Source organism: Kitasatospora sp. NPDC018058, from assembly GCF_044327205.1.
In the GTDB taxonomy this organism is placed as follows: Bacteria; Actinomycetota; Actinomycetes; order Streptomycetales; family Streptomycetaceae; genus Kitasatospora.
The window spans coordinates 59,989-78,595 of record NZ_JBIRFA010000028.1; the positions used below are offsets into that span (position 1 = coordinate 59,989).

Genomic DNA, 18,607 nt, shown 5'->3' on the forward strand with positions numbered 1-18,607 from the left:
CAGCACCCGGCCGTTCCTAGAAGAAGACGTTCTTCGGGTTGAGCTGCTCCTCGGTGTGCGCAGCGGCCAGTCGGCCCTGGCGCACCGGCACGTCGTAGAGCCGGCCGGGGGCGAGGCGGCGCCAGAAGTGGCGCATGCCGGGGGCGATCACCTTGACCACGCTGAGGTCGAGGTCGGGGCGGCTCTGGTCGAGCACGATCACCTCGACGCCGGCCTTGGCGGCGCGCTCGACGCAGTCCCGGACGTGTCCGGCCAGGTCGTCACCGACGAGCGGGGCGAAGTCGGCGAGGGTACTGGCGGCCTGCTCACGGTCGGGCAGCAGCCAGGGCTCGTCGGCGATCGTCGCCGTCTTGCACCACTCCAGGGTCTCCAGGTCGTCGGTGCGGTAGAGGGTGTCGCCGTTCTCGTCCCGGCGGTCGACGAAGGGGAGGAACTGGTTGACCTCGGTGAGGGCGCGGATCGCGGCGATCCGCGGGTCCGGGTGGGCGCCGAAGCCGACCATGATGTCCTCGACCGCGTGCTTGCGCCGCGAGACGGCGGCGAACACCGGCACGCCGAGGTCGGAGGTGAGGTCCAGGACCCACAGCTCGCGGTCCATCGAGGCGTAGAAGGCGCGCATGGTGTCCACGTACGGGTCGTTCAGCGAGTCGAGGTCGAACTCGGGCTGGGCGAGCCGGTTGTACCACCACAGGGCCACCGCGTCGCGCTCGACGACCTCGCAGAAGCCCTGCAGGATCGCCTCCTCCAGGGTGTTGCCGCTGGCGCAGCCGTTGGAGTCGCCGACGCAGTAGAAGTGCTGCTGGAGGTCCGGGTGGCCGTACCAGGCGTAGCCGGAGGGGACGAGCCGCTCCGCGTCGTGGGTGAGCGACCAGGCGCGCGACCAGTCCAGCTCGGCGTCGACCGGGAACGGGTCGGGCACCAGGTGCAGCCGGTGCTTGGGGTCGGCGTTCCACGCGGCGCGGCCGGCGAACTGGGCGTCGGAGAACTGCAGCAGGGTGTCCATGTGGACGGCCACGGCCGGGTCGAGGTCGCGGTAGGCGGCGCGCACCACCGGCTCCTCGCCGCGCCAGACCGCCGAGTAGCGCTCGATCGCCTCGCAGATCGCGCTGACCTTGGCCTGGATCTCGGAGCGGCCCTTGCCGCCGCTCTGGCCGCGCATGTTGCGGCGCAGCAGGTCCATGTTGTCGTTGACCATGGCGAAGTTGTGGCCGGCGGTGAAGCTGTAGGTGATGCCGTTGCCGGTGTCCTCGTGCGCGCCGAGGCGGGTGATCGCGCCCAGGTGCGGGCTGATGTGGTGCTTCAGCCGGTCGTAGGTGAACTGCGGGGCCTGGACGCGGTAGCCGCCGTCGGTGGTGTGCCGGGCGGGGCTGGGCTGCAGCACGACTTTGGGGCTGCGCTCGGTGAGCAGCGCCGGGTCGCCGCAGCTCGGGCACTGGGGCTGGCGGACCAGGGTGTGCTCGGTGGTCTGGAGGGTGTTGAGGTCGAGGCTGACCATGGTGCCGGACAGCGCGGAGCAGCATGCGTCGGCGAGGATGCGGGCGGTCTCGGTGGCCAGCAGCTGGGCGGCCATCGCCGGGCCGGCCGGGATCGCGGCGCGGGTGGGGTGCAGCGGCACGGTCTCGCCGCGCTTGCCGGCCAGGTAGCGCTCGACCTGACGGTTGCCGCTGATCCGCTGCGCGAGGCAGCTCCAGCAGCCGGTCTCGCCGGGGCGCAGCAGCGGGCCGAGCCAGGGGGCGGTGCCGGTGGGCTTGGCGAGCAGCCAGGGGCGGCCGTCGGCCAGCCGGGCGGTGTTCAGCCGCTCCAGGGCGGTGGCCAGGTAGTCGTCGGTCAGCGCGATCACCAGGGTGTCCGGGCCGGCGGCGACCGCCTCGTCCTCGGTCGCGGCACGGGCCCGCAGGCCGGTGGCGGTCAGCGCCTCGACCAGCGGGGCGGCCTCGGCGGCACCGAGGGCCAGCACCAGCAGCTCGGTGGCCCGGGCGGCCTCCAGGGCGACGGCCGGGTCGACGCCCTGGGCGTCCCAGTAGGCGAGTACGCGGTCGGGCAGGTCGGGCCGGCCCTCGGCGAGGTGTCCGGCCGCCTCGTAGCGGCGCAGCGCGGTCAGCGCCTGGCCGAACGGGACCTCGGTGCCCAGTTCCTGGAGGATCTCGGCGACGGTGCGCCGTCCGTCCAGGTAGGGCAGGAGGCGCACCGCGGCGGCCCCCGGGACGAGGTAGTCCTGACCCTCTCCGAGCAGGAAGACCTTTTCGTCCACCGTCTCGGTGAGGAAATGGGCCTTGAGTCGCGGACGCTCCATAAGTCATCCCCCTGTGTTCACAAGTTCGTTGCAGATATTCGAACACGGCGTCAAAAGGGATGTACATACTGCATATTCGGCCGGGTGGTGGAGTTACGCATCGCGCGGAATTACGTATTCTGTGCCGCCGGTACGTAGTGCCGTACGTATTCGTCCCGAGCGTTGACAGGCGGGTCGGGGAGGCGATAGTGGTGTGTCCGCGGGAAGGTGTCGACGGGGGGTTGCGGTGCCGACTGGAGTTTTGCTGCACCGGGAGGCGGAGCTGGCCGAGCTGGCCCGCGCGGTGTCCGGCGCGGGGGCGGGTCGATCGGCGGTCGTGCTGGTCAGGGGTCCGCGGGGGATCGGGAAGAGTGCGCTGCTGCGTGCCGCGCTGGCCCGAATGCCGGGCGGGGCGATGGTCCTGCGGGCCCGATGTCACGACAACGAACGGGACTTTCCGTACGGCGTGGTGCGTCAGCTCTTCGATCCGTTCATGCGCATGACAAGCGGTGCGGCGGTGGTCGCGCAATTCCCCGGGGAATCACCCGACGAATTCCTCGCCGAGGCCCTTCCGGAGAGTTCCGAAAACGCCGGAAACGGCCGTGAGCGGGTCCTGAACAACCTTTTTCACGCGGCCCGTTCACTCACCTCCCGGACCCCGGTGGTGATGGCCGTGGACGATCTGCACCTGGCCGACGAGGAGTCCCGGCAGTGGTTCTCCTACCTCGCCCGCCGCCTCGACGGCCTGCCCGTCGCGCTGCTCGCTACCAGCGCCGACGAGGCCGACGACCCGCTGGCCGCCGAACTCGGCGCGCTCGGCCACGCCCGCACCCTCACCCCCGGCCCGCTCTGCGACAGCTGTGTGGCCGAACGGGTCGCCGAGGAGTTCGACGCCCCCGTCGACCCCGAGCTGGCCGCCGTCTGCCACAACCTCTCCCGCGGCAACCCGCTGGTGCTGGAGGAGCTGACCGCCCGCCTGGTCGCCGCCCGGATCTCGGCCGGCTCGCCCGACCTCGACACCGTGCTGCGGATCGGCGCCGCCACCCTCGCCGACACCACCCTCAGCTGGCTGCGGCGCAGCCACCCCAGGGCCGCCGAACTCCTCACCGGCCTCGCCGTGCTGGGCGCCGACGCCGACCTCGCCACCGCCGCCCTGCTCACCGGCCAGGGCGAACTGCTCGTCGACGAGGCCCGCGAGGCGCTGCGCCGCACCGACCTGATCGAACCCGGCCCGCCCGAGACCTTCCGGCACGAGCTGGTCCGCACCGCCGTCCTCGCCCGCACCGACCCGCGCGTCCTGGTCGCCCTGCACGAGCGGGCCGCCGCCCTGCTGGTCCGGCTCGGCGCCCCCGCCGCCCGCACCGCCGAGCACCTGATGTCCTCCGGTACCACCGGACTGGACTGGGCCGTCCCGGTGCTGCGCACCGCCGCCAAGGAGGCCGCCGCCGACGGCCACTGGGACGACGCCGCCCGCTACCTGCAGCGCGCCCTCGCCGACGCCGCCGACCCCGAGCTGGTCCGCTCGCTCACCGGGCAGCTCGGCACCGTCGAACTCCACCGCGACGTGGCCGCCGCCGCCCGCTGCGCCGCCGGCCTCGCCGACGCCGCCGACCCGGTCGAACGGGCCCGGCTGCTGCGCCCGTTCGCCGGCCCGGTGCTCGCGCTCAGCGCGGCCGGCGCCGCCGCCATCCCCTTCGCCGAGGCCGCCGGCGCGCTCGCGGCCACCCCCGAACCCCCCGCCGACCTGCTGCTCCCGCTCGCCGCCCAGACCCTGCTGACCGGCCGGCGCACCGCCCTGCGGCCCGCGCTCGCCGCGCTGCGCGCCCGGGCCGCCGAACCCGCCGCACCCGGCATGCTCGGCGCGCTGGCCGCCCTGGCCGCCGCCGGGGGCCTGCCCCGTACGGCGGTCCGGCTGGCGGCGCGCTGCGTGCGTAAGGTCTCGCCGGCCGAGGCCGGGTCGGACGTGCTCGGCGCCGCGATGGCCTACGCCTGGACCGGACGGCTGGACGAGGCGGCCGCCTGGGCCGGCCGAGCGGTCCGCTCCGCCCAGCGCTGGAACCATCGCGGCGAACTCGCCCTCGCCCTGCTGGCCCGTTCCGACATCGCCCACCGCCAGGGCCGGCTGGACGCCGCGCTGGCCGACGCCGAGCAGGCCGCCGAACTGGCCCGGCAGGTCCGGGCCGAGGAGCTCGTGGGCGCCGCGAAGGCCCTGGTCGTACGGGCCCGGCTGCGCCGGGGCCTGCCGGTGGACGCCGTCGGACTCGCCGCGATCGACCTGCCCGCCGAGGCCCACCCGCTGCTGCGCGCGGTCGTCCTGGAGGCCCGCGGCCTGGTCGCCGCGCACCGCGGCGACCACCAGGAGGCGCTGCGGCTCTTCCTGGAGTGCGGGCACCAGCTGGCCGCCCGAGGCGTCGCCAACCCGGCCTGCGTGCCCTGGCGCGTCCATGCGGCGCAGGCCTACCAGGCGCTCGGCGAACACGCCGCCGCCCGGACCATCGCGGCCGACCCGCTGCCCGGCGGCGACGCCCGGCCGCGCCCGGCCGAGGAGCGCACCGGCCCGGCCATCGGCACCCGCGACGCCGGGCCGGTCCGGCTGACCCCGAGCGAGCGTCGGGTCACCGAGCTGGTGCTGCAGGGCCTGAGCAACCTGGAGGTCGCCGAGCGGCTCTGCCTGAGCAAGCGCACGGTGGACACCCACCTGGGGCGGATCTACCGCAAGCTGGCGATCAAGGGGAGGCCCGAACTCGGCGCCGCCGTCAAGGCCTTGTGACCTCAGGCCGGTACGGGCAGGACGCCGAACTCGGCGCCCCACGGGTCGCGCAGCACCGGCGCCTCCTCCCGGCCGGGCCGCACCAGCCGGGCGCCCAGGTCCACCGCCCGGCGGACGGTGTCCACCGGGTCGGCCGCGCCGAAGTGCGGCAGCCACAGCGGTCGGCCCTGGTCGCTCACCACCACCCGGGCGTGGGCGACCCCGTCCAGCTCGAAGTCCCCGCCCGGGGCGAGCCGGTAGCCGAACAGCGCGCCGTAGAAGGACTCGGCACGCGAGGCGTCCGGCACCCGCAGCTCGTGGCCGCAGATCGCGCCCGGCTCGTCGGCCAGCACCACGCCCTCGGCCCGACTGCCCTCCCAGAAGCCGACCGTGACCCCCGAGGGGTCGACGGCGAGCAGGAGGCGCCCGTTGTCCCCGGCGGGCACCGGCGGCATCACCACCCGCCCGCACAGCTCCCCGACCTGGGCGCAGCTGTGGTCCGCGTCCTTGGTCGCCAGGTAGACGTTCCAGGAGGCCTGCGGCGGCAGCCCGGCCGGGGCGGCGCCGAAGCCGCCGATGATCTCCCCGCTCAGCACCGCCAGCTGGTAGTCGGGCGACTCCGTGACGAACTCCCAGCCCAGCAGCGCCGAGTAGAACTCCCGGCTGCCGCTCAGATCGGGAGTGATGCAGTCAGCCCAGCACGGTGCGCCGATGGCATAGCGGGTACGTCGAGGCACGACTCGTCCTTCTCCTTGGTCATTGCATGATCGATCAGACCCGCCGCCTCCTCCGCCCCGCTCACGCCGGGCAGGTACAGGCAGTGGGTCGGTGCCCCGGCGAGCAGCCCGGCGGACCCGGCCGGCCAGGTCTGGGCCGTGAACTCCCCCGGCTTCAGCCTGACTTCCTCGTCGACGCTGCGGCACAGCCGGACCAGCGCCGGCGGGGCCAGCCGGGCGCGCACCGGCACCGTCGGGCCGAGGCACTCCGGTCGCACCTGCAGCACCTCGCCGCCGATCGGCGAGGTGACGGTACGCCACATCCCCTCCGGCAGCCCGGCGCCGCGCAGTCGGGCGGCGGTCGGGCCGCGCGCCTCCAGCGGCGCGAGGTACGGCAGTGCGTGCCCGGTGCGGCGGTCCAGCACCAGCAGCCGTCCGGAGGCGAACTCCCAGGAACGCTGCGCCAGCGCGGCGCCCACATTGGCCTGCTCCGAGTACGGCCCGCCGATCAGTGCGACGGTGGCGCCGCCCTTCGCCAGCACCACCGCCTGGGCCAGGCAGAACCGGTCCTGCAGGGCCGCGAACGGCGGCACCGCCGGGGGCAGGTTTCCCCAGCCCCGAAAGGTCCGGCGGAGCAATGGCGTGCCGTCGCTGCGGCGCACCAGGAAATCACCGGGCGCGCCCTTCCCCGGGGTGCGGGAGAATTCCACCCGCAGCTGGTCCGGGTGCCGGGAAATCCCGGTGAGGTGCGGCCCGAATTGGAACGAGATCTCGTCGCGGTCGGCCTGGACGAGGGCGATCTCGATGCCGAAGAAGTTCAGCACAATCGGCTCGATAACCGGCACTGTCACTCCTGACAGGTTTGTTGCACATTCAATTTCTGAGGGAGGTCCGGAGTTCGCCCCGGCCGCGACCGCCCGGGTGGGGCGCGCGGAGCCGGGGGGCGTCCAGCAAGGGCCCCGTCCAGGCGGGGCCGGGTGCAGGCCGGGCGCGGACCGGGTGTAGGCCGGGCATGGACCGGGCGCGGACGGTGACCGCCGGGACCTCGGTCACCGTCCGATCCGGCTGCCCGTCGGTCGGTGATGCTGAGTAAGCGTCAGGTGCCCTTGCCGCGCACGGCTGTTACCCCCAGCGCCAGTCGGACGGGGTGGCCGCATCGGCCAGCATCGGCAGCTGGGACTCGCGGATCCAGGCGGAGGGGTCGTCGGCGACGCGGTCCGCCGCGGCGGGAGCCGAGGCGGTGGCGCCGGCGGCGGGCGCGGAGCCGGTCGAGGCGTGCGCGGAACCCGCCAGGACGCCGCAGGAGACGGCCAGCGCGACGGCGACGGTACAGGCGGACTTACGGGAAGAAAGCAGCATGACATCCCCCAGGACATGTGTTTCGGAAGCGCGTGCCGGCCAATTCCACGACCTCGCCGGTCGATCGTCGGTGATGACGGTCCATGGTCATTGGCGGGCCCGGCGGGGGAGCTCGCGGCTCCCCGACAACGGAAAGTCTGGACGACTCCCAGGGGCACCGGAAGGTGTGCGGGGCGGCAGGAAGATCGCTGTGGCACCTTGGTGCCATTACCTTTCCATTACCCTGTTTGCGGCGGGCCGATCCGGAGCTCGGAAACGGAGCGTCACCGCGGTTGTCCTGACCACTGCGCCCTGGCATGATCGGGCGCGGACTTGTCCGGCGGAGGTACGGGTGATCGGGACACGCTGCGGGGGGTGCTGCGCCGATGATGCGGGGGATCGACGACTCCGCGCAGGCGGTCTACCGGTTGATGCTGACCGATCATCAGCTGGATGCCAAGGGCCTGGCCGACAAGCTCGGCCTGGCCGAGGGGCAGGTCCGTGCGGCCCTCGACCAACTCGCCGACCTCCGCCTGCTCCGTCCCGCCGAGGACGTCCCCGGCGAGCCGCCCGGCGGCCTGCGGCCGGTCGACCCGAGGGTCGGACTGCCGGCCCTGCTGCGGTACTACGAATCGGTCCAGCAGCGCGCCCAGCTGGAGTTCGAGCGGCGCCAGGCCGAGATCACCACCATGCTCGCCCAGTTCCGCGACGAGTCGGCGAACGAGGACGCCAGACTCGAGCGGCTGATCGGCATGGCCACCGTGCAGGCGCGGATGGAGGAGCTGGTCGGCGCGGTCCGCGACGAACTGCTCACCTTCAGCCCCGGCGGTGCCCAGTCCGCCGCCTCCCTCCAGGCCAGTCGCCGCGACAACGAGGCGCTGCTCGCCCGCGGCGTGACCATGCGCACCGTCTACCTGGACTCGGTCCGCAAGGACCGCGCCACCGTCCAGCACGCCGAGTGGCTGACCGGACTGGGCTGCGAGGTGCGCACGGTACCGGCGTTACCACTGCGGATGCTGGTCATCGACCGCCGGGTGGCGCTGGTCCCGATCGACCCGGCCAACACCCTCAAGGGCGCCGTCCAGATCTCCTCCCCGGGCGTGCTCACCGCCCTGGTCTCGCTGTTCGAGCAGACCTGGTCCGACGCGACCCCCTTCGGTGCCCCGCGCGAGCGCGACGAGCAGGGCCTCACCCGCCAGGAGCAGGAACTGCTCCGCCTCCTCGGCCAGGGCTACACCGACGAGGCGGCCGGCAAGCACCTCGGCCTCTCCCTGCGCACCACCCGCCGCATGATGGCCGACCTGATGGACCGCCTCGGCGCCCGCAGCCGCTTCGAGGCCGGCCTGCTGGCCGGGCGCCGCGGCTGGCTGTAGGGCTCGTTCTGCCGGCTGAGGCGGTGCGCATCGGAGCCCAAATCGGTACGGTCGAGGGCAGGTTGAAGGCCCGAGGCGTTGGCGTCGGCCGTTTCTGTGTTCCGTCGGCCGCCGATGGACCCGTCCGGCGGGTCCTGGAACGGGGGTGCGGACGACTCCGCCCGCACCCGCCGTCGGCAGGCCTTCATCTCCTCGGTGATGCACGGGCTCAAGCAGCAGGGGATCACCGGCGCCGTCGGGACGACGCGGAAACCGTTCGGCGTCGTGCGGAAGGTCCTGGTGATCGACGACGGGTGGAGCCTCGGCTTCGCCCAGCAGGCCCGGCCCCGACCGGCGGCAACGTCGAGGTGAACACTTGGTCCCTCGACCGGTTCGACATGAAGGGCGATCCGGCGCGGGCCGTGAACATCGTCACCCCGGCGAAGATCCGAAGGTGGTCAAGCGGGTGTTCGGTGACGCGGACGCCGCCGTCCGAATCGGGTGTTTTCGGGTGGTCTGTCGGGCGGTCGCCGTGTGGTTTCCGGGGTTGTAGGTGTACCTGAGGGCGGTGATCGCCTTCGCTCTCAATATGATCGGAAGCCACGATGGTCGGTCTTCACTGACTTTCGTACGTGCAACCTGAGAGGGGCCTCGTCCGTCTCTTCTGTGTGCGGTGCGCCAGATCGTCCGGGGCGTCGCTTCCGTCGGTGAAAGGTACGCGCATGTCAGGTCGGAGGGGCGAGAGCCCGGCTCGGGGCGAGGACGTGCCCACGACGGAAGGTGCGACAGGCTCCGTGCCCGGGCCGCGCAGCGGCGGTCGGGCGGAGGCCCGCCGCGCCGCGCAGGGCAAGGGCGGCGGCGCGGACGCCACGGCCGGCGGCCGGGCGGCGGCTCGCAAGAACGCCAAGCCCAAGAAGAACGTGAAGAAGATCGTCGCCTGGTCGGCGGCGGGCGTCCTGGTGCTGATCGCGGGCGCGGGCGGCGCGATCTACTTCAAGCTGAACGCCAACATCAAGTCCTTCGACGCGGACGCGATAGCCACCGACCGCCCGCCGGAGGCCAAGGCGGACGCGGACGGCAACAAGCCGGTCAACGTACTGCTGATCGGCTCGGACAGCCGGGGCGGCAACAACTCCGACCTCGGCGGCGGCGAGGACGGCGGCGCCCGCTCGGACACCACGATCCTGCTGCACGTCTACGCCGACCACAAGCACGCCGTGGGCATCTCGATCCCGCGCAACACGATCGTCCCGATACCGTCCTGCAAGCTGCCCAACGGCAAGTGGACCAAGGGCGGCAACGACCTGTTCAACGCCGCCTTCTCGGTCGGCGGCAGCGACAACGGCAACCCGGCCTGCACCCAGAACACGGTGGAGAAGGTCACCGGCATCCGGGTCGACCACACCATGGTGGTCGACTTCAACGGCTTCGCCGCGATGACCAAGGCCGTCAACGGCGTGGACATCTGCCTGCCGAAGCCGATCTACGAGGGCGACATCAACCCCAACCTGCACAAGAAGGGCGAACTCGTCCTGCCGCAGGGCAAGCAGACCGTGGACGGCCAGAAGGCGCTCGACTACGTGCGCCTGCGGCACGGCATCGGCGACGGCTCCGACATCGGCCGGATGAAGCGCCAGCAGGCCTTCATGAGCTCGCTCGCCACCAAGATGAAGAAGGACGGGCTGAGCCCCACCAACCTGCTGCCGCTGGCCGACGCGGCGACGAAGTCGCTGACCGTCGACCCGGGGCTGGACTCCGCGGACAAGCTGCTCTCCTTCGGCCTGTCGCTGAAGAACATCGACATGCACGACCTCAAGTTCGTCACCGCGCCCTGGCGCTACCGGACCCAGGACGCCAACATCGACCTGGTCCAGCCGGACGCCAACAAGCTCTGGGAGACCCTCAAGGCCGACCAGACCATCGACGGCCAGAACGCCACCGGCCAGCAGCCGGACGCCGCCGGCAGCACGAGCGCCGCCCCGTCGCAGGCCGCGCCCAGCACCCCGTCCGCCCCGGCCGGGGACGCCACCAACTCCTCGATCAAGGTGGCGGTCTACAACGGGACGACCGCCAACGGCCTGGCCGGGAAGGCGACCGAGCAGCTGAAGGCCGCCAAGTTCACCGCCACCACGGCCGGCCAGGCGGCGAGCACCAAGCAGAAGACCACCACCATCGAGTACAGCTCCAGCCAGAAGGCGAACGCCGAGAAGGTCGCCGCGCTGTTCCCGGGCGCCACCCTGGAGCCCAGCAGCGCGCGCGGCATCTCGGTCATCGTCGGCCAGGACTTCGCGGCGGCCAACGGCATGGGGAGCGGCACGCCCACCGCGGGTAGCGCCGCCCCGGGCACCCCGACGGCCCCGCAGCCGCTGCCCACCACCGTCACCAACGACGCCCGCTCGGCGGACGACGACATCTGCGCGAACACCACCTACGGCAGCGGCGGCTGACCGCCACCACCGGACAGCGCGGGGACGACCCCCGGGCCGGCGCCCCCCGGGGCGCGTGGGCCCGGGGGTCGTGCCATGGTGGCCGTAGGGCGTGCCCGCACGCCCTGGAGGGGGCCCTCCGGTCACCGAAAGGCGGACCCCATGCCCGAGATCGCCATGCAGCTCGACATCGCCGCACCCCGGGACGTCGTCCTCGCCGCGCTCAACACCCACGACGGGCTGACCAGCTGGTGGACCACCGCCGTGGACCGCGAGGGCGACGTACTGCTCTTCGACTTCCCCGGCGTCCCCGAGCCCTTCCGGCTGCGCCGCGAGCGGGCCGACCAGGACCGCGTGGTGTGGGCCAACGCCGGGGCCTTCCCGCCGCACTGGGCCGGCACCTGGATCAGCTGGGACCTCGCCGACCAGCCCGACGCGCCCGAGCGCACCCGGCTGCTGTTCCGGCACGGCGGCTGGCAGCCGGGCAGCGAGGAGGGCATCCCGATGGTGGCCGGCACCTGGGCCGAACTGCTGGTCCGGCTCAAGGACTACGCGCAGAGCGGCAAGGTGCAGCCGTACTTCGTCACCACCAAGCGGCACGACACCGAGTGAGCGCCCGGTGACCGGGCCGCGGCAGGTCGCCCGCCAGGGCGCCGTCCGGTGGCGAGAACGCGGCGGCGGGCCGAAGGTGGGCGGTGTAGCACCGTCGTACCGCCGTCCGCGCGGACGGCCGTACCGGTCGGGCCGGGCCGCCGCCCGCCCGACGACCACAGCCGGCCACCACCGCCTCCGGGAGGCCCAGCAATGCCCGTAGTGACCGATCCGTACAAGCCCGGCACCCCGTGCTGGGTCGACCTGATGGCGAGCGACCAGCAAGCCGCGCTCGACTTCTACCGCGACCTGTTCGGCTGGCAGGGCGAGATCGGCCCGGCCGAGTTCGGCGGCTACGCCGTGTGCACGCTCAACGGCCGCCCGGTCGCCGGGATCATGGCGCAGTCCGCGCCCGAGGGGCAGCCGGTGCCGCCCGTCGCCTGGACCACGTACCTCGCCTCGGACGACGCCGACGAGGCCAACCGGGCCATCGCCGCGGCCGGCGGCACGATCCTCTACGAGCCGATGGACATCGGCACGATCGGCCGGATGCTGGTCGCCGCCGACCCGACCGGCGCCGTGTTCGGCGTCTGGCAGGCGATGGACTTCATCGGCGCGGGCGTGGTCAACGAGCCCGGCGCGCTGGTCTGGAACGAGCTCAACACCGCCGACACCGACGCGGCCGGCCGCTTCTACCAGCCGACGCTCGGGCTGCGCCCGGCCACCATCCAGGGCATGGACGGCTACTTCTCGCTGAACGTCGGCGACCGCACGGTGGGCGGCATGCAGAAGACCCCCGGGTACCTGGCGCAGGGCACGCCCTCGCACTGGATGACCTACTTCTCGGTGGACGACACCGACTCGGTGGTGGACGCCCTGGTGAAGGCCGGCGGCGCGGTGATCCAGCCGCCGTTCGACATGCAGTCCGGCCGGATGGCCGTGGTGCAGGACCCGCAGGGCGCGGTCTTCGCGGTGATCCAGGCGCCCGAGGCACAGATGCCCGACTCGCCCTGATCCCGCGGGGCAACCGGAAGCCGCCCTTCCCGCGACGCGCCGCCGGGAATGGGCGGTTTCCCCCGCGTTCCCGGGTAAGACTGCACCCATGCTGGGGCTACCGGACGACATCCGCGCTTTCCTCTTCGACCTCGACGGGGTGCTCACCCAGACCGCCACGGTCCACGCCGCGGCCTGGAAGGACACCTTCGACGCCTTCCTGCGCGCCGAAGCCGCCCGCACCGGCGGGCAGTTCGTCCCCTTCGACGCCGTCACCGACTACGACACCTACGTGGACGGCCGCCCGCGCCTGGACGGCACCCGGGCCTTCCTGCACAGCCGGGGCATCGACCTGCCCGAGGGCGCGGCGGACGACCCGCCGAACGCCCGTACCGTGCAAGGGATCAGCCGGGCCAAGAACGACACCGTGCTGCGGCTGATCCGCGAGCAGGGGGTCAAGCCCTACGACGGCTCGGTCGCCTACGTGCACCGGTTGCGCGCGCTCGGTCTGCCCAGCGCGGTGGTCTCCTCCAGCGCCAACTGCCGGGACGTGCTGCGCTCGGCGGGCATCCTGGAGCTGTTCGACGTGATCGTGGACGGCGTGGTCGCCAAGCAGCAGGGCCTGCCCGGCAAGCCCGCCCCCGACACCTACCTGTACGCCGCCCGCGAGCTCGGCGTCGAGCCCGCGCACGCCGTCGTCTTCGAGGACGCGCTCGCCGGGGTCGCCTCGGGCCGGGCCGGCGGCTTCGGTGCGGTGGTCGGGGTCAACCGCACCGGGCAGGCCGCCGAACTGCGCCGCGACGGCGCCACCGTGGTCGTCGACGACCTTTCCGAACTGCTGGGGGACAAGGCATGAGTCCCGCGGACAACTTCACGATCGACCCCTGGCAGATCACCGAACGCGGCCTGGACCTGGCCGCGCTGGCCCGGGCCGAATCGGTCTTCGCGCTCTCCAACGGCCACATCGGCCTGCGCGCCAACCTGGACGAGGGCGAGCCGCACGGCCTGCCCGGCACCTACCTCAACGGCGTCTTCGAACTGCGCCCGCTCCCGTACGGCGAGGGCGGCTACGGCTACCCCGAGTCGAGCCAGAGCGTCATCAACGTCACCAACGGCAAGATCATCCGGCTGTTGGTGGACGACGAGCCGTTCGACCTGCGCTACGGCGAACTCCTCAGCCACAAACGCTGGTTGGACTTCCGCGAAGGCATGCTGCACCGCGAGGCCGAGTGGACCTCCCCGGCCGGGCGGACCATCCGGGTGCGCTCCTCCCGGCTCGTCTCGCTCACCCAGCGCGCCATCGCCGCCGTGGAGTACAGCGTCGAAGCGGTGGACGGGCCGGTGCGGATCGTGCTCCAGTCCGAGCTGGTCGCCAACGAGCAGCTGCCCGGCGGCCCCGAGGGAGACCCGCGCGCGGCCGCCGTCCTGGAGGCCCCGCTGCAGGCCGAGGCACACCTCGCCAGCGGCACCAAGGCCGTCCTGGTGCACCGCACCCGCTTCAGCGGCATCCGGGTCGCGGCCGGGATGGACCACGTCATCGAGGGCCCGGAGAATCTCGACACCGTCGCCGAGGCGGCCTCCGACCAGTGCCGGATCAGCGTCACCACCGTGCTCGGGGCCGGACAGCGGCTGCGGCTGGTCAAGTTCATGTCCTACGGCTGGTCCGGCACCCGCTCGCTGCCCGCCGTCCGGGACCAGGTCGAGGCCGCGCTGACCGCCGCCCGGTACACCGGCTGGGACGGCCTGGTCGCCGAACAGGCCGACTTCCTCGGGGAGTTCTGGGAGACCAGCGACGTCGAGATCGAGGGCGACGTCGAACTCCAGCAGGCCGTCCGGTTCGCCGTCTTCCACGTCCTGCAGGCCGGCGCCCGCAGCGAGGAACGGGCCATCCCGGCCAAGGGGTTGACCGGCCCCGGCTACGACGGACACAGCTTCTGGGACACCGAGACCTTCGTCCTGCCCGTGCTCACCTACTGCCTGCCCAACGCCGTCAACCAGGCCCTGCGCTGGCGGCACACCACCCTCCCGCTCGCCCGCGAGCGGGCCACCCAACTCGGCCTGGCCGGCGCGGTGTTCCCCTGGCGGACGATCCGCGGCGAGGAGTGCTCCGGCTACTGGCCGGCCGGCACCGCGGCCTTCCACATCGGCGCCGACATCGCCGCTGCCGTCGCCCGCTACGTCCGGGCCACCGGGGACGCGGAGTTCGAGCGCGAGTACGGCCTCGAACTCCTGGTGGAGACCGCCCGGATGTGGCGCTCGCTCGGCCACCACGACACCGCCGGGAAGTTCCGGATCGAGGGCGTCACCGGCCCCGACGAGTACAGTGCCGTCGCCGACAACAACGTCTTCACCAACCTGATGGCGCAGACGAACCTGCGCGCCGCCGCCGAGGCCGCCGTCCGCCACCCGCGCGAGGCCGCCGTGCTCGGCGTCGACACCGAGGAGACCGCCGCCTGGCGCGACGCCGCCGCCGCGATGTACATCCCGTACGACGCGGACCTCGGCGTCCACCCGCAGGCCGACGGCTTCACCCACCACCAGGTCTGGGACTTCGAGGACACCCCGCCGGAGAAGTACCCGCTGCTGCTGCACTACCCGTACTTCGACCTGTACCGCAAGCAGGTGGTCAAGCAGGCCGACCTGGTGCTCGCCATGCAGGTCCGCGGCGACGCCTTCACCGACGAGCAGAAGGCCCGCAACTTCGCCTACTACGAGCGGCTGACCGTCCGCGACTCCTCGCTCTCCGCCTGCACCCAGGCGGTCATCGCCGCCGAGGTCGGCCAACTCGACCTCGCGTACGACTACACCGCCGAAGCCGCCCTGATGGACCTGCACGACCTCGGCGGCAACACCCGCGACGGCCTCCACATGGCCTCGCTCGCCGGGGCCTGCGTCGCCCTGGTGGCCGGCTTCGGCGGCCTGCGCGACCACACCGAGACGCTCTCCTTCCGGCCCCGGCTGCCCTCCGGGCTGATGAAGCTCAGCTTCTCGCTGCTGGTGCGCGGCCACCTGCTCGGGGTGCAGATCACCCACGAGGGGACGACGTACACGCTGCGCCGCGGCGAGGTGATCCACCTGCGGCACGACGGCGAGACGGTGCAGGTCAAGGCCGGTTCCCCGGTCACCCTGCCCACCACCGCCCCGCCCGCCCAGGAACGCTGCGCCCAGCCCCCCAGCCGCGAACCCGCCCGCCGCCAAGCCCAGTCGGGCCTGGTCTCCGGAAAGCTGGGGCAGCAGGACCACCTGGCGGCGGAGTAGCTCACCCGTCCGGGCCCGCTCCGGATGCGGAGCGGGCCCGGACGCCGGAGGGTGCTGGTGTCCTGTGGCAACCGGCGCCCGGCCGCACTCCCGGCGCCCGGCGAAGGGGTACACCGTGGCGAGCGTGGCCGAACAGATGGTGGAGGTGCTCCGGCAGGCCGGGGTGGAGCGGGTCTACGGCGTCGTCGGCGACAGCCTCAACCCCGTCGTCGACGCGATCCGCCGGGCCGAGGGCATCAGCTGGGTGCACGTCCGCAACGAGGAGGCCGGTGCCTTCGCGGCCGCCGCCGAGGCCGAGCTCTCCGGCCGCCTCGCGGTCTGCGCCGGCTCCTGCGGCCCCGGCAACACCCACCTGATCCAGGGCCTCTACGACGCCCAGCGCAGCGGTCTGCCGGTGCTCGCGCTCGCCTCGCACATCCCGTCCGGGCAGATCGGCACCGGCTTCTTCCAGGAGACCCACCCCGAGCGGGTGTTCACCGACTGCAGCAACTGGTGCGAGATGCTCTCCACCCCCGCCCAGCTGCCCCGGCTGCTCCGGGTCGCGATCCAGCACGCGCTCGGCTCGCACGGTGTCTCGGTGCTCGCCTTCCCCGGGGACGTCGCCGCCCTCCCCGCCGCCGGGCCCACCGGCACCAGCCACTTCCTCACCGAGCAGGCCGTCGCCGCGCCGCCCTGGTCCCAGGTGCAGGAACTGGCGCGGCTGCTCAACGCGGCCCGCCGGGTCGTCCTGTTCTGCGGCGCCGGGGTGCGCGGGGCGCACCCCGAGGTGATGGAGGCCGCCCAGGCGCTGAACGCGCCGGTCGGGCACTCACTGCGCGGCAAGGAGTGGATCCAGTACGACAACCCGTACGACGTCGGCATGAGCGGCCTGCTCGGCTACGGCGCCTGCCACGAGGCGCTGCACTCCGCCGACCTGGTGCTGCTGCTCGGCACCGACTTCCCGTACGACTCCTTCCTCCCGCAGGCGAACACCGTCCAGGTCGACCACGACGCCACCCGGCTCGGCCGTCGCACCGCGCTGGAACTGGCCGTGCACGGGGACGCCGCGGCCACCCTGCGGGCCGTCCTGCCGCTGCTGGACGTGAGGCAGGACCGGTCCTTCCTGGACGGCATGCTGCGCAAGCACTGCCGGGCGCTGGAGGACGTGATCGGCGCCTACACCCGGGACATCGAGAGGCACCTGCCGATCCACCCCGAGTACGTCGCCTCGGTGCTGGACGAGGTGGCCGCCCCGGACGCGGTGTTCACCGTGGACACCGGCATGAACAACGTCTGGGCCGCCCGCTACCTGCAGCCGAACGGCCGGCGCCGGGTGATCGGCTCCTTCCTGCACGGCTCGATGGCCAACGCCCTCCCGCACGCGATCGGCGCCCAACTCGCCTGCCCCGGGCGGCAGGTGATCGCGATGGCGGGCGACGGCGGGATCGGCATGCTGCTCGGCGAACTGCTCACGGTGGCCAAGCACCGGCTGCCGGTGAAGACGGTGGTGTTCAACAACGGCGCGCTCGGCATGATCAAGCTGGAGATGCTGGTCTCCGGCTACCCGGAGTCCGAGATCGACAACGGGGACGTGGACTACGCGGGCATCGCGCGGGCCATGGGCGTCCCGGCCAAGCGGGTCGCCGAGCCGGGGCGGGTCCGGGAGGTGCTCGTGGAGGCGCTGGAACGGCCCGGTCCGGCGCTGGTGGACGTGGTCACAGACCCCAACGCGCTGTCCATCCCGCCGCACATCACCGCCGCCCAGCTGAAGGGCTTCGCGCTGGCGGCCGGGCGGACGGTGCTCTCCGGCGGCGTCGGCCGGATGGTCGACCTGGCCCGCAGCAATCTGCGCAACATTCCCCGGCCGTGAGCGGGTCGAAGGGGTGTTCCCGGGGTGATCCCGGACCGCTCCCCGGACGACTTGCCTCTGAGGCAAATTTCTTGCCCGTGCGGCACGTGAGGTGTCCACTGGTCACATGACCACCAGCCCCACCGGCACCCCCGCCGCCGGCGAACGGCTCGACGACCAGGAGGTCGCCGGACTCGCCGCCCGCCTCCGCGAGCACCGGCTCAGCAGCCGCCTCACCCTGGAGGTCGCCGCGGCACGGGTCGGGCTCTCCCCAGCCTATCTGTCCCGGCTGGAGACCGGCCGCCGCCAGCCCTCCCTGCCCGTCCTGCTCGGTCTCGCCCGCGCCTACGGCACCTCGGTCTCCGGCCTCCTCGGCGAGACCATGGCCGAGCCGGACCCGGTGGTCCGCGGCGGCGCCATAGAGCCCGGCCGGGCCGGCGGCTGGGGCTACCGCCGGGCCGGCGCCCCCGGCCGCGCCATGCAGGCGTTGCGGGTGCACGTCCCGCCGGGCGTCCAGGACGCGGTGGTCCGGGTGCACCCGGGCGAGGAGTGGCTGTACGTCCTGCGCGGCGCGCTGCGCCTCACCCTCGGCGACCGCGTCCACCACCTCGACGTCGGCGACTCCGCCCACTTCGACTCGCTCACCCCGCACTGCATCGCCGCCGCCTCCGAGGCCGGCGTCGAACTGCTCTTCGTCCACACCCTGCTGCAGAGTCCCGGCGGCGAACTCTGCCTCGGCGGCGGCCCCGCCGCGACCCACTGACCTGCCGTCAGACCCCTGGAGGAGATCCCCGTGGCCGATCCCACCACCACTGCCACCCCGGCCGCTGCCGCCGACACCCCCGCCGGCCCGAAGACCATGGACGCCGGCAAGTGGGCCAACAAGCGGGTCTACCTCCGCCTGGTGATCTACACCGCCGGCATCCACGCCTTCGCCGGCTTCATCATGCTCCTGTTCGAACTGGGCAACCGCAACAAGTAGTCGACCCACCCCGAACCGCGCCCGCCCCCGCCCCCGTCGGAGGCGGGCGCTCGCCCGCTTCGGGGGCGCACCGTCCGGCGTGCGGCAACTCGCCGAGCACGC

At 73.1% G+C, this 18,607-nt stretch carries 15 protein-coding genes; 11 read left to right on the forward strand and 4 right to left on the reverse strand.

The features are described 5' to 3' along the window. Window positions 1–16: 16 nt before the first annotated feature. Window positions 17–2,293: a TOMM precursor leader peptide-binding protein gene (locus ACH4E7_RS31430; RefSeq protein ID WP_396252552.1), complete on the reverse strand. Its 2,277-nt coding sequence runs from the start codon at window positions 2,291–2,293 to the stop codon at window positions 17–19. Between the two features lie 226 nt (window positions 2,294–2,519). Between ACH4E7_RS31430 and ACH4E7_RS31435 the strand changes: the two genes are divergently transcribed. Continuing rightward, window positions 2,520–5,042 (forward strand): AAA family ATPase, encoded by a 2,523-nt coding sequence (locus tag ACH4E7_RS31435; protein ID WP_396252553.1) that lies wholly within the window; start codon window positions 2,520–2,522, stop codon window positions 5,040–5,042. A gap of 2 nt (window positions 5,043–5,044) precedes the next feature. Here the strand turns inward: ACH4E7_RS31435 and ACH4E7_RS31440 are convergent, their stop codons facing one another. The 3 genes from ACH4E7_RS31440 to ACH4E7_RS31450 form a co-directional block, all read right to left on the reverse strand. Next, on the reverse strand, window positions 5,045–5,758 hold the full coding sequence (locus tag ACH4E7_RS31440; RefSeq protein WP_396252554.1) for a VOC family protein: 714 nt from the start codon (window positions 5,756–5,758) through the stop codon (window positions 5,045–5,047). Beyond that, the gene (locus tag ACH4E7_RS31445) at window positions 5,692–6,588 is read right to left on the reverse strand and encodes a hypothetical protein (protein ID WP_396252555.1); all 897 of its coding nucleotides are present in this window, start codon (window positions 6,586–6,588) and stop codon (window positions 5,692–5,694) included. The genes ACH4E7_RS31440 and ACH4E7_RS31445 overlap by 67 nt, the downstream gene beginning before the upstream one ends. Window positions 6,589–6,859: 271 nt before the next feature. Continuing rightward, a complete protein-coding gene (locus ACH4E7_RS31450) occupies window positions 6,860–7,096 on the reverse strand; it encodes a hypothetical protein (protein ID WP_396252556.1) in 237 nt (78 codons plus the stop codon). 365 nt (window positions 7,097–7,461) lie between these two features. Here ACH4E7_RS31450 and ACH4E7_RS31455 point away from each other — a divergent pair, with 365 nt between their 5' ends. The 10 genes from ACH4E7_RS31455 to ACH4E7_RS31500 all read left to right on the forward strand — a co-directional run bounded on the left by ACH4E7_RS31455 (window position 7,462) and on the right by ACH4E7_RS31500 (window position 18,505). Further along, window positions 7,462–8,448, forward strand: a complete 987-nt coding sequence (locus ACH4E7_RS31455; RefSeq protein WP_396252557.1) for a LuxR C-terminal-related transcriptional regulator — start codon at window positions 7,462–7,464, stop codon at window positions 8,446–8,448. A gap of 114 nt (window positions 8,449–8,562) precedes the next feature. Then, a complete protein-coding gene (locus ACH4E7_RS31460; RefSeq protein WP_396252558.1) occupies window positions 8,563–8,799 on the forward strand; it encodes a hypothetical protein in 237 nt (78 codons plus the stop codon). Between the two features lie 422 nt (window positions 8,800–9,221). Next, entirely contained in the window at window positions 9,222–10,874 is a 1,653-nt protein-coding gene (locus ACH4E7_RS31465; RefSeq protein ID WP_396252559.1) for an LCP family protein, read from the forward strand. A 141-nt stretch (window positions 10,875–11,015) separates the two neighbouring features. Then, window positions 11,016–11,465, forward strand: coding sequence for an SRPBCC domain-containing protein (locus tag ACH4E7_RS31470; RefSeq protein ID WP_396252560.1), 450 nt, complete (start codon window positions 11,016–11,018; stop codon window positions 11,463–11,465). Between the two features lie 192 nt (window positions 11,466–11,657). Next, entirely contained in the window at window positions 11,658–12,458 is an 801-nt protein-coding gene (locus ACH4E7_RS31475; RefSeq protein WP_396252561.1) for a VOC family protein, read from the forward strand. Between the two features lie 88 nt (window positions 12,459–12,546). Beyond that, the gene (locus tag ACH4E7_RS31480) at window positions 12,547–13,293 is read left to right on the forward strand and encodes an HAD family hydrolase (protein WP_396252562.1); all 747 of its coding nucleotides are present in this window, start codon (window positions 12,547–12,549) and stop codon (window positions 13,291–13,293) included. Continuing rightward, the gene (locus ACH4E7_RS31485; RefSeq protein WP_396252563.1) at window positions 13,290–15,695 is read left to right on the forward strand and encodes a glycoside hydrolase family 65 protein; all 2,406 of its coding nucleotides are present in this window, start codon (window positions 13,290–13,292) and stop codon (window positions 15,693–15,695) included. The genes ACH4E7_RS31480 and ACH4E7_RS31485 overlap by 4 nt, the downstream gene beginning before the upstream one ends. Window positions 15,696–15,831: 136 nt before the next feature. After that, a complete protein-coding gene (locus ACH4E7_RS31490) occupies window positions 15,832–17,544 on the forward strand; it encodes a pyruvate dehydrogenase (protein ID WP_396252599.1) in 1,713 nt (570 codons plus the stop codon). A 106-nt stretch (window positions 17,545–17,650) separates the two neighbouring features. Beyond that, the gene (locus ACH4E7_RS31495) at window positions 17,651–18,286 is read left to right on the forward strand and encodes a helix-turn-helix domain-containing protein (RefSeq protein WP_396252564.1); all 636 of its coding nucleotides are present in this window, start codon (window positions 17,651–17,653) and stop codon (window positions 18,284–18,286) included. Between the two features lie 30 nt (window positions 18,287–18,316). Continuing rightward, window positions 18,317–18,505: a DUF6126 family protein gene (locus ACH4E7_RS31500; protein ID WP_396252565.1), complete on the forward strand. Its 189-nt coding sequence runs from the start codon at window positions 18,317–18,319 to the stop codon at window positions 18,503–18,505. Window positions 18,506–18,607 lie beyond the last annotated feature (102 nt).

What these genes read in the sequence shown, in the direction of transcription:
- ACH4E7_RS31430 (WP_396252552.1), bottom strand. Translation starts at nt 2,293, where the DNA reads ATGGAGCGTCCGCGACTCAAGGCCCATTTCCTCACCGAGACGGTGGAC.
- ACH4E7_RS31450 (WP_396252556.1), bottom strand. Translation starts at nt 7,096, where the DNA reads ATGCTGCTTTCTTCCCGTAAGTCCGCCTGTACCGTCGCCGTCGCGCTG.
- ACH4E7_RS31455 (WP_396252557.1), top strand. Translation starts at nt 7,462, where the DNA reads ATGATGCGGGGGATCGACGACTCCGCGCAGGCGGTCTACCGGTTGATG.
- ACH4E7_RS31460 (WP_396252558.1), top strand. Translation starts at nt 8,563, where the DNA reads ATGGACCCGTCCGGCGGGTCCTGGAACGGGGGTGCGGACGACTCCGCC.
- ACH4E7_RS31470 (WP_396252560.1), top strand. Translation starts at nt 11,016, where the DNA reads ATGCCCGAGATCGCCATGCAGCTCGACATCGCCGCACCCCGGGACGTC.
- ACH4E7_RS31475 (WP_396252561.1), top strand. Translation starts at nt 11,658, where the DNA reads ATGCCCGTAGTGACCGATCCGTACAAGCCCGGCACCCCGTGCTGGGTC.
- ACH4E7_RS31480 (WP_396252562.1), top strand. Translation starts at nt 12,547, where the DNA reads ATGCTGGGGCTACCGGACGACATCCGCGCTTTCCTCTTCGACCTCGAC.
- ACH4E7_RS31485 (WP_396252563.1), top strand. Translation starts at nt 13,290, where the DNA reads ATGAGTCCCGCGGACAACTTCACGATCGACCCCTGGCAGATCACCGAA.
- ACH4E7_RS31490 (WP_396252599.1), top strand. Translation starts at nt 15,832, where the DNA reads ATGGTGGAGGTGCTCCGGCAGGCCGGGGTGGAGCGGGTCTACGGCGTC.
- ACH4E7_RS31495 (WP_396252564.1), top strand. Translation starts at nt 17,651, where the DNA reads ATGACCACCAGCCCCACCGGCACCCCCGCCGCCGGCGAACGGCTCGAC.